Below are 11014 nucleotides of genomic sequence, written 5' to 3'. Positions count from 1 at the left end.
CCCGGGCCGCTCGCCACGGTTTTCGAGGGCCCCTGGAAGGCAGGCCAGAACAATCTGGCAGCGCGTCGCCGGTGCTGGCTGGCGTGGCCGGTACCGGCGCGCCGCTGCCGCCGGGCAGCCTTCACCGGGGTTGGCGAGGGTCAGCCGGCCTTGCGCTGGGCTGCCGCCCGCTGCGTGCAATCGAGCGGACAGTCGGCGCAGAAATCGAGGCGCAGGCGGTAGCGCAGGCAGCACAGCCGCCGCTGGCGTACGCCGTCCACCACCTGCGTCGGCCGGAACAGGGGATTGGCCAGGCGGTCGGGCCAGGTCTCGGTGGCGCACAGGAAGGCCAGGTCGCCCGCGATGCGGGGCGCGTCGCCGAGCAGCGTCTGGCACTGCAGCAGCGTCTGTTCGGCGATCACGGCAGCGTTGTTCCATACCAGGCGCGGCGCCAGCCTGCCATCGCGCGCGATGGCTTCGACCACCGGCGCCAGGTGCCCGCGTACGAGCGGCAGCAGGCGCGCAGCCGCGTCGAGACCGGGCTGCGCTGCGCCTTCGTCGGTCAGGATGAAGCGTTCCGGAGCGCCATCGGCGCCGGTGCGCAGCACCACGCTGCGCGGTGACAGCGGGAAGCACCAGCCGCAGGCGGCCGATGCGGCCAGCACGGGCACCAGCAAGGCATTGAAATACAGCTTGGACCAGGTGGAGGCCACCGCCTTGGCGTGCGCGCCCGGGTAGTTGGTTGCGTAGCGGGCCAGCGCTGCGGCCAGGCCGGGGCCATCGAGCAAAGCAGCGAGGGTGAGATGGTACGGCGCTGGCGCCTCGGCCACCGTCAGCGCGGCAGCATAGGCGGCAAGATCGCCCGGGAACAGGTCGGCCAGCGGCCCGGGCAGCGAAGCACCGGCAGGCGCGGACAGGGAGCGGGAGGGGAGGGACATCGGTGCGGGGCCTGGTCGTTATCGCGGCAGAAAAATAAATGAACGTAGATTATTGCGGAAAGAATAATTCTCATCTATTATCCTGAGAATGTAAATCGAAATGCGAAGAATTCTCATTCGCGTTAATTGACGGATTGCTGTGCCATGAATGTCTTTCTCTCCCTGATACGACGCTTCCGCCTGATGCTGGTGCTGACGGCGCTGGCCAGCGTCTGCAGCGCCCTGGCCGGGATAGGTTTGATCAGCGCGATCAACCAGCGCATCGCCGCGCCGCAGGCCGATCCGCACTGGGGGCTGTGGTTCGCGGCGCTGTTGCTGGTGCTGTTCGTCTGCGGTTACGCGTCGCAGGCGCTGCTCACCGCACTCGGTCACCGGGTGGTGTACGAAATGCGCTTGGTCATGCTCAAGCGCGTGCTCGATACCGGCGTCGAACGGCTCGAAACCATCGGCGCCGGCCCGCTGTATGCAGCACTGACCAAGGACGTGGCGGCGATCGGCATGGCCTTCAACCGGCTGCCTTTCGTGCTGTACAACGGCGTGCTGGTCGTGGGCGGCTTCGTCTACCTGGCGTGGCTGTCCTGGCAGCTGTTCCTGCTGGCCGTGGTGGCCGTCGGCGGCGGCGCGCTGTTCGCGCAGGCCATGATGCTGCGCATGCGGGCGCTGATGAAGCAGGTGCGCGAGACCGACGATGCGATCTTCGGCGGCTACGAGGGTGCCATCGAGGGGCGCTGCGAACTGGCGCTCAACGCCACCCGCAAGCAGCGCTTTTTCGACGACGACTTCACCCCGGCAGCCGAACTGGCGCGCCAGCTCGAGGTGCGCGCCGACCGCTACTGGATTTTCAGTCTCAACTGGGGCGCAGTCCTGATCCTGGGGCTGGCCGGCCTGATGTTCGTGGCAGGCGGCTACTTTGCCGTGCCCTCCCAGTCGGTGGTGGCGTTTGTGCTGGTGCTGATGTTCCTGCGCATGCCGCTCAACGACCTGGTCGAGGGGCTGCCGATGCTGTTGTCGGGCAGCGTGGCGCTGGAAAAGATCGACAGCCTGGCGCTGGCGCCGCACCGCACCGGCTTCGACCTGCAGCCTGCGGCGGCCGCCGTGCCGCCGGGGCAGCCGCTGCTGCTGCTGCGCGATGTCGAGTACCAGTATCCGCACGCCAGCGAGGAATACGGTTTTCGCCTGGGACCGGTCAACCTGGAGCTGGCGTCGGGCGAGATCGTGTTCATCGTGGGCGGCAACGGCAGCGGAAAATCGACGCTGGCGCGCATTCTCACCGGCTTGTACCAGCCGTCGGCCGGCCGGATCGAATTGCTCGGCACCGTGGTCGATGCGGCGCATGGCGCATGGTATCGCAGCCATTTTTCCACCGTGTTTTCGAACTTCCACCTGTTCCAGGGCCTAGTCGGGCCGCACGGCAGCTTCGACCGGCCGCTGGCGCAGGCTTTCCTCGAACGGCTGCGGCTCGAGCGCAAGGTCACGCTGGCCGGCGCACGCCTGTCCACCGTGCGGCTGTCGCAGGGGCAGCGCAAGCGGCTGGCGCTGCTGGTGGCGCACGTCGAACAGCGCCCGGTGCTGCTGCTCGACGAATGGGCCGCCGACCAGGACCCGCCGTTCCGCGACTTCTTCTACCGCGAACTGCTGCCGGAGCTGTGCCGCGGCGGCAAAACCATCATCGCCATCAGTCACGACGACCGCTACTTCGGCGTGGCCGACCGCGTGCTGCGCTGCGACAGCGGGGTATTGACGCCGGTGCCGGTAACGCCGGGCATCCGCGCCATGGCGCCCGCGCGCGACGCCGCCTGACACCGATTTTTGAACGACGCTTATCTGCGGCGCCAACGGCGCCAATGGCGTCACAAGCGTCACAATAGGGAAATCATCATGGTCCACACCGAACCGCATCACCCGAGCAAATTCGTCACGCCGCGCGCGCAGGCCGCAGCCCTGCACACGGCCATCGATGGCAGCGAACTGATCGTGCTGTCCGACGGCCTGGCCGTGCAACGCTGGCAGCTGACGCACGATGGTGGCGCGGTGCGCCTGAGCCTGCAGGCGGGCGGCCAGGGTGCGCTGGCGCGTGACGCCGCGCTGGCAGCGTGCGAAACCGCGCTGGCGCTGTACCCGCTGGAAGCGGCGCTGCAGCTGGACCAGGCGCCGCCCGCGCTGGCCGATCAGCTGCTGCAAGGCGCAGCACTGCAGATGGGCGATGGCCGCTTGCGCCTGCCGGTGGAACGCTTCTGGCAGGAAGCCGGCCTGTGGCTCACCCGCGCGGGCAGCACGGCCTATCCCCTGCAGTACACGATGAGCAATGGCCAGCGCCATCCGCTGCGCGCCCCCAAACCATCGGGCCAGGTCTATGCGCGCCAGATTCCGTGGCTGGGCCAGGTATTCTCGCTGCGCACCGTGGATATCGAGCGCGACCTGCCGACCTTTAACCGCTGGATGAACGATCCGCGGGTGGCCCACTTCTGGCAGGAAGAAGGCGACCTGGAAAAACACCGCGCCTATCTCGCGCAGCTGCAGGCCGATCCCCACATGCTGCCGCTGATCGGCTGCGCCGATGGCAAGCCGTTCGCGTATTTCGAGGTGTACTGGGCCAAGGAAAACCGTATCGGCCCGTATTGCGACGCAGCGGACTTCGACCGCGGCTGGCATGTGCTGATCGGCGAGGAGTCGGTGCGCGGACGGGCGTGGGTGACTGCCTGGCTGCCGTCGCTGATGCACTATATCTTCCTCGATGACGTGCGCACCCAGCGCATCGTCGGCGAGCCGCGCGCCGACCATCACCAGCAGCTCAACAACCTCGATCGCAACGGCTTTGCCAAGATCAAGGAATTCGATTTTCCGCACAAGCGGGCCATGCTCGTGACCTTGCTGCGCGAGCGCTTCTTCGGCGAGCGCCGGCTGGCGCCCGCCGGAGTCGCCGCCGCGGAACTGTCGCATTGCCAGCACCTGAACCTGCCCAACGCGCGCAGCGAGTGACCATGGCAGCCAACTACCAAGTGCATGATCTGATCGGCGTCGGCTTCGGCCCGTCCAACCTGGCGCTAGCGATCGCGCTGGGCGAAATTGCGCCTGCCGACAGCGCCATCGACGCCTGCTTCATCGAACAGAAGCCCGACTTCGTCTGGCATGGCGACATGCTGCTGCCCGACACCCGGATGCAGATCTCGTTCCTGAAGGACCTGGTGACGCTGCGTAACCCGGCCAGTCCCTACACCTTCATCAACTACCTGCAACAGCACGGCCGGCTGCAGGACTTCATCAACCTGAAAACCTTTTATCCGAGCCGGCACGAATTCAACGACTACCTGCGCTGGGCCGCCGACCGCTGTGCGGCCGACTGCCACTACGGCGAGGAAGTGGTGGCCGTGGAGCCGGTGGTGACGAACGGCGCTCTCGATCACCTGCGCGTGCGTTCGCGCCTGACCGGCGGCGCCGAACGCACACGTCATGCGCGCAACGTCGTGCTCAGTGTCGGCGGCGCTCCCCATATACCGCCGACCTTCGCCTCCTGGCGCGGCGATGCGCGCGTGTTTCATTCGTCGACCTACCTGGCCGGCATGGCCGGATTGCCGGCTGCGCGCCGCGTGGCCGTGATCGGCGCCGGCCAGAGTGCGGCCGAGATTTTCCTCGACCTGCAGGCGCGGCAAGCCGACATGCGGGTCGATATGGTGGTGCGCAACTCGGTGCTGCGCCCGGCCGACGACAGCGCGTTCGTGAACCAGATTTTCAACCCCGAGTTCACCGACTATGTGTACCAGCGCGATGCGCAAGCGCGGCGCTGCCTGCTCGAAGAACTGAGCAACACCAATTACGCGGTGATCGACGCCGACCTGATCCAGCGTATCTACGACGTGCTCTACCAGCAAAAAGTACACGGCGATGCGCGCCACCGCGTGCTGTTCGAACACGAGGTGGCAGGCCTGCGGGTCGACGATGGCGGCACCCTCGCGGTGGACTTGCGCCACTGCGAAGGCGGCGCTGCGATCACCCGCAGCTATGACGCGGTGGTGCTGGCGACCGGTTACCGGCGCCAGACCCATCGCCGCCTGCTGGCGCCGCTGGCGCCGTGGTTCGATCTGGCCGACGTGGGACGCGACTACCGGTTGCGCGGACCGCAGGACTGTGCAGCCGGCGTGTTCCTGCAGGGCTGTTGCGAAGACACGCACGGTCTCAGCGACACCCTGTTATCGGTGCTGGCGATCCGTTCCCAGGAAATCGCCGGCGCCATGCTGGCACGGCGGCGCCAGGTCGCTGCCGCCTTTTGACTTTCAATATAAAAAATCGAGGAATAACGATGTCCAAAGCTCGCAAACGATCCGCCCGCCGTACGGCGCTGGCGTCCGCCTTATCAGCCTTGTCAGCCGTCTCAGCCGCCTCGGCCCTGACCGCCGCCGGTCCGGCGCTGGCACAGGAAGCGGCGCCGCAACCGGTACAGGAACAGCCAACCGCCATGGCCGAAGTGGTGGTCAAGGGCAGCGCCGAGCAGCCCGGTAATCCGCGCGTGACGGTCGGTTCCAAGCAGCCGCTGGCCATGCGCGAGATCGCGCAATCGGTCAGCGTGGTCACGCGCGACGAGATCGAACAGCAAAACCTCGCCACCTTGTCCGATGCGCTGCGCCGCACGCCCGGCGTAACGGTGGAAAACAAGGATGCCAACCGCGCCATCTTTTACGCGCGCGGTTACGAAGTCAATTCGGTGCAGCTCGACGGCGTGCCGACCACGTACGACTTCCGCGTCAGCGCCTCGTCCGACCTGGCGCTGTTCGAGCGGGTGGAAGTGCTCAAGGGACCGGCCGCGCTGTATGCCGGCACCAGCGGCTCGGGCGGCAGCATCAACCTGGTGCGCAAGCGCCCGCGCAGCGCGTTGCAGGCCAGTGCCGACATCAGCGCCGGTTCGTGGAACAACCGCCGCGCGGAGTTCGACGTCACCGCGCCGCTGAACCAGGACGGTACCTTGCGCGGGCGCGTGGTCGGCGTGGTGCAGGACCGCGATTTCTTCTACGACTATGCGCACGAGCGCAACAGCACCATCTATGGCGTGCTCGATTACGCGTTCTCGCCGGCGACCATGCTGACCGTGGGCGCCAGCAGCCAGTACGTGCGCGGCGCCGAGCAGCCCTGGACCTATCCGGCGGTGCTCGACACATCGAGCGGCATGCCGGTGGTGTCGTTGCCGCACATTCCGCGCCATACCAACATCGGCGCCAGCTTCAACCTCGACCAGTACCGTACCAGCACCGCGTTTGCGGAACTCGATCACAAGTTCGGCGGCGGCTGGAGCAGCCGCCTCTCGGCCAACTGGCAAAAAAGTGGTCTGGACCGCATCCAGGCCTACCCATGGAATCCGATCAGCGCCGATGACAACCTGGTCCAGCTGTTCGTCGGCGGCGGCCAGGACCGCCAGTACCAGTACGGCGTGGACCTGAATGCCGGCGGTCCGTTCTCGCTGCTCGGACGCCGTCACCAGCTGGTCGTAGGAGCCAACTACAACCGCGTGCGTTTTGCCTCGCCCTACTACCAGGGCGAATTCGACGAACAGGTCGATATCTACCAGCCGCGCCACGATTTTCCGCGCCCGGCCTTCCTGCCGCTGGGCGAGGGACAAAACCTGCGCTCGCAGCAGTATGGCGTGTACACCAATGCGCGCTTCAGCGTGACCGATCCGCTGACCCTGGTGCTGGGCGCACGCGGTTCGTGGTGGAAGGCCACCACCGACGACTACACGCAACAGACGTCGGTGCTGACCGGGAACCGCGCCAATGGCAGGGTGTCGGCCCAGGCCGGCCTGATCTACGATCTGGCACGCGACTATTCGGTCTACGCGAGTTATGTCGACGTGTTCCAGCCGCAGGCCTTCGCCGGTCGCGACGGAACGCCGCTCGATCCGCTCAAGGGGCGTCAGTACGAACTCGGTATCAAGGCCGAGAGCCCGGACCGCGCCGTGAGCGGTTCGCTGGCGCTGTTCCGCGTCAGCGAAAAAGGGCGCGCGCAGGTGGTGGTGGTACCCGACGGCGTCGATTACTACATCGCGCGCGGCAAGACCCGTAACCAGGGCGTGGAAGCGCAGATCAACGGCAAGCCGCTGGCGTCGCTCGACGTCTACGGCGGCTACACCTATATCAACTCGCGCGAACTGGAAAATCTCGCCAGCCTCGATTCCAGCGCATTTTCGGCCATCGCACCGCGCCACATGCTGCGCATGGGCGCCAATTATGCATTCTCCGGCGCGTTAAGTCCTCTCAGCGTGGGCGGTGCGGTCAGTGCGGTGAGCCGCTTCTACAACACCTTCCCCACGCTCGGCGGTGCGCAACTGGGGCAGGGCGGCTACAGCACCGTCGATCTGCACGCGGCCTGGGAGCTGAACCGCCATGCGACGCTGGCGCTCAATGTCAGCAACCTGTTCGACCGCTACTACTACCAGCGCATCAACACCCCGATCAATGGCAACGTGCTTGGCGAACCGCGCGCCATCGCACTGAGCCTGCGCCTCAAGCTGTAGTCCTATCGTCTGCCCATGACCATTAACCAAGACCAATTGCGCGCCCTGTTGCAGGGCGATCAAGCGCACGCCGACGCCATCGCGCCCGGCGTTGCCGACGGCGAGACCAGCCCCCTGTCGTTCCAGCAGCAGCGGCTGTGGTTCCTGCAGCGCTACGAACCGGCGTCCACCGCCTACAATGTGTGCCGCGCTTTCCGCCTCGAAGGACCATGCGATGGCGCTGCGCTGGAGACGGCGCTGCGCGCACTGGTGCAGCGACATGGCGTCTTGCGCACGCAATTCGAAGAGCACGAGGGGGTGCCGCTGCAGCGCATGGTGGCCGACCCGCAACTGGTGCTGATGCGCGAGCGGGCGCCTGACCGGGGCACTGCTGACTGGCTGGCAGCGCGCCTGCAACGCGAAGCGGACACGCCGTTCAACCTGGCGCAGGCGCCTTTGCTGCGCGCGGTACTGATCGACTGCGGCGCCCGGGTGTCGGTACTGATGCTGAGCATGCATCACATCGTCTCCGACGCCTGGTCCAATCCGGTGCTGATCCGCGACCTGGCCCAAGCCTACCGCAACGCGCAGGCAGGTGCCCCCGGCCTGCCGCCGCTGGCCCTGCAGTACGCCGATTACGCCCGCTGGCAGCGCAGCACGCTGCAGGGCGCGCGCCTGGAGACCGAACTTGCGTACTGGCGTGCTTACCTTGGCGATGCTGTGCCCGCGCTGAACCTGCCGGCATTGAATCAGCCGGCATTGAATCTGCCGGCCCGCAGCCAGCCGACCGCGCCGGGCGCCGATGCCGTTGCGACGGCGCCCTGCGCTGCCGCGGCGTCGCCGGCCGGCGCGCTCGATAACCGCGCCGGCCATCATGATGTCGCACTGCCGCCGGCACTGGCCGCGGCGGCGCAGGCTTTTTGTCGTGTAGAACACTGCACGCCGTTCGTGCTGCTGATGGCGGCGTGGCAGCTGGTGCTGGCCCGGCTGTCCGGCCAGCGCGACTTTGCCATCGGGGTGCCCAACGCCGGCCGTAACCGCCACGAAGTTCACGACCTGATCGGATTTTTTGTCAACACCCAGGTGTACCGGGTGCGGCTGGCGCCTGGCCTGACGGCGCGCAGCCTGTGCCGCCGTCTGCGCGGTGAAGCGCTTGCCGCGCTCGAACATGCGGAACTGCCGTTCGAGCTGCTGCTCGACGCCATGCGCGTCGAACGCGACCTGTCGCGCAGCCCGCTGTTCCAGGTGCTGTTCAATATGCGCCACGACGACGGCGCCGCACCGGTACTGCCGGTCCTCGATGGCCTGGCCGTCAGCCTGGTGTCGGAAGCGCAGGTCGAGGCCAAGTTCGACCTGTCGCTCGATATCGCCGTGGGCGCCGCCGGCGTCACGGCCAGCTTCGAATACCGCACCGCCTTGTTCGATGCGCCAGCGGTGGCGGCCATCGGCGCGTACTTCATCGACGTGCTCGCAACGATGCTGGCGCAGCCCGATACCGTGCTCGATGGCCTGGACCTGATGTCGCCGGCGCACACGGCCGCATTGCTGGCCACCGGGTGCAATCCGGGCGGTCCCTGGAACGACCTGCCGGTCCACCTGCAGTTCGCAGCTCAGGCGGCCCGGCACCCCGATGCCGTGGCGCTGATCGACGGCGAAGCACAGCTCACTTACCGGACACTGAACCTGCGCGCCAACCGCCTGGCGCATGCCCTGATCGCGCGCGGCGCCGCGCCCGAGGTACGCATCGGCATCGCGGTCGAGCGCTCAATCGACATGATCGTCGGCCTGCTGGCCATCCTCAAGACCGGCGCTGCCTACGTGCCGCTCGACCCCGGCTATCCGGCCGAGCGCCTGGCGCACATGATTGCCGACAGCGGCATGACGCTGCTGCTCACGCAGGGCGCCGTGCTGCCGCTGCTGCCGGCGCTGCCGCAGACCGTGGCCGTGCAACTGGTGGAGCAGCCGTCGGCGCGCGAGCACGATCCGGCCGTGCAGACGCTGGGCCAGCAACTGGCCTATGTGATCTACACGTCGGGTTCGACCGGCAAGCCGAAGGGCGTGGGCATCGCCCATCAGGCTTTGTCCCGCCATGTTCAGGTCTCGGTCGGTTTCTTCGGGCTGACCGCGCAGGACCGCATGCTGCAGTTCTCGACACTCAATTTCGACGGCTTCGTCGAGCAGACATGGCCCACGCTGTGCGTCGGCGCCACGCTGGTGTTGCGCGGCCCCGACTTATGGGACAGCGAAACGTTTTATCAGGCGCTGCAGCGCCACCGGATCACGGTGGCCGACCTCACGACCGCCTACTGGTCGCTGCTGGCGCAGGACTTTGCCGGCCGCGGTCCGCGCGATTACGGGGTGCTGCGCCAGGTGCACGCCGGTGGCGAAGCGATGCCGCCCGAAGCGCTGCAGGCGTGGCGCCAGGCCGGCATGACGTACATCCGCCTGCTCAACACCTACGGCCCGACCGAAGCGACGGTGACGGCCACCACGCTGGACTGCGCACCGTACATCGGGCCGGCGCTGCCGCGGATTTTGGCGCGTCCGGGATCGCTGCAGGATTTGCAGGCACCGGAGGCTGCGGCGGCAGCAACGGTAGAAGGTGTAGCCGCTGAAGCAACCGGAGCAACCGGAGTAGGAGCTGCAGTAGCATCAGGGGCAGAAGCCGGAGCAGCAGAAACAGAAAACGCAGCCGCTGCACGATCGGCTACAACCCCGTCCCAGATGCCGATCGGTACGCCGCTGCCGGGGCGTGCCCTGCAGGTGGTCGATGCCGGCCTGGCGTTGGCGCCGGGCGGTGCGGCCGGTGAATTGTGCATTGGCGGCGCGCTGCTGGCGCGCGGCTATCTGGGCCGGCCGGGCCTGACCGCCGAGCGTTTTGTGCCCGATCCGCACGGCGTGCCCGGCGCGCGCCGTTACCGCACGGGCGATCTGGTCCGCTGGCGTGACGGCCAGCTCGATTACCTGGGCCGGATCGATCACCAGGTCAAGATCCGTGGCTTCCGCGTGGAGCTCGGTGAGATCGAAGCGCAGCTGCTGGCGCAGCCGGGCGTGCGCGAAGCGGTCGTAGTGGCGCAGCAGGGCAGCGCCGGCCTGCAGCTGGTGGCCTATATCAGCCCGCAGCGCGAGGACGCCCAGGTGGCCGAATTGCGCCAGGCGCTGGCGGCCACACTGCCCGACTACATGCAGCCTGCGGCCATCGTGGCGCTGGCGCGCTTGCCGCTGAGCCCGGCCGGCAAGGTCGAGCGCAGTGCACTGCCTGCGCTGTCGCCGCGCGACCAGGTTGACCACAGCGACAGCGCTTACGTGACGCCGCAGGGCGAACTGGAACAGGCGCTGGCGGCCATCTGGTGCGCGCTGCTGGACGTGCCGCGCGTGGGCCGCGACGACAATTTCTTCGCGCTGGGCGGGCATTCGCTGCTGGCCGTGCAACTGGTTTCGCGTGTCAACCTGCAGCTGTCGGTCGCGCTGCCACTGCGCGCCGTCTTTGAAACCAGGTCGTTGGCGCTGATGGCCGCCCATATCGCCACCCTCCGACCGCCATCATCGCAACCATCGCAACAATCGAGGATGGAAGACCTCGCGTCATTCATGGATACCCTGGAGTCGCTCTGAG

General features: G+C 67.3%; 6 protein-coding genes. 5 read left to right on the top strand and 1 reads right to left on the bottom strand.

Features of this window, described 5'->3' with window-relative positions; all coding sequences use genetic code 11:
* Positions 1–140: 140 nt before the first annotated feature.
* Entirely contained in the window at positions 141–917 is a 777-nt protein-coding gene (fhuF, locus tag ASF61_RS11430; RefSeq protein ID WP_056155674.1) for a siderophore-iron reductase FhuF, read from the bottom strand.
* Between the two features lie 144 nt (positions 918–1061).
* Here fhuF and ASF61_RS11425 point away from each other — a divergent pair, with 144 nt between their 5' ends.
* The 5 genes from ASF61_RS11425 to ASF61_RS11405 all read left to right on the top strand — a co-directional run bounded on the left by ASF61_RS11425 (position 1062) and on the right by ASF61_RS11405 (position 11013).
* The gene (locus ASF61_RS11425) at positions 1062–2717 is read left to right on the top strand and encodes a cyclic peptide export ABC transporter (RefSeq protein ID WP_082491525.1); all 1656 of its coding nucleotides are present in this window, start codon (positions 1062–1064) and stop codon (positions 2715–2717) included.
* 78 nt (positions 2718–2795) lie between these two features.
* Positions 2796–3896, top strand: a complete 1101-nt coding sequence (locus ASF61_RS11420; RefSeq protein WP_082491523.1) for a GNAT family N-acetyltransferase — start codon at positions 2796–2798, stop codon at positions 3894–3896.
* Positions 3897–3898: 2 nt separating this feature from the next.
* Positions 3899–5185: a lysine N(6)-hydroxylase/L-ornithine N(5)-oxygenase family protein gene (locus ASF61_RS11415; RefSeq protein ID WP_056155668.1), complete on the top strand. Its 1287-nt coding sequence runs from the start codon at positions 3899–3901 to the stop codon at positions 5183–5185.
* A 29-nt stretch (positions 5186–5214) separates the two neighbouring features.
* Positions 5215–7419, top strand: coding sequence for a TonB-dependent siderophore receptor (locus ASF61_RS11410; protein WP_082491521.1), 2205 nt, complete (start codon positions 5215–5217; stop codon positions 7417–7419).
* A 15-nt stretch (positions 7420–7434) separates the two neighbouring features.
* Positions 7435–11013: a condensation domain-containing protein gene (locus ASF61_RS11405; RefSeq protein ID WP_056155664.1), complete on the top strand. Its 3579-nt coding sequence runs from the start codon at positions 7435–7437 to the stop codon at positions 11011–11013.
* Position 11014 lies beyond the last annotated feature (1 nt).

Origin of the sequence: Duganella sp. Leaf126, assembly GCF_001423125.1 — a bacterium.
In the GTDB taxonomy this organism is placed as follows: Bacteria; Pseudomonadota; Gammaproteobacteria; order Burkholderiales; family Burkholderiaceae_D; genus Rugamonas.
The sequence above is the reverse complement of the archived record's forward strand: the minus strand, read 5'-3'. Positions and strand labels throughout refer to the sequence as shown.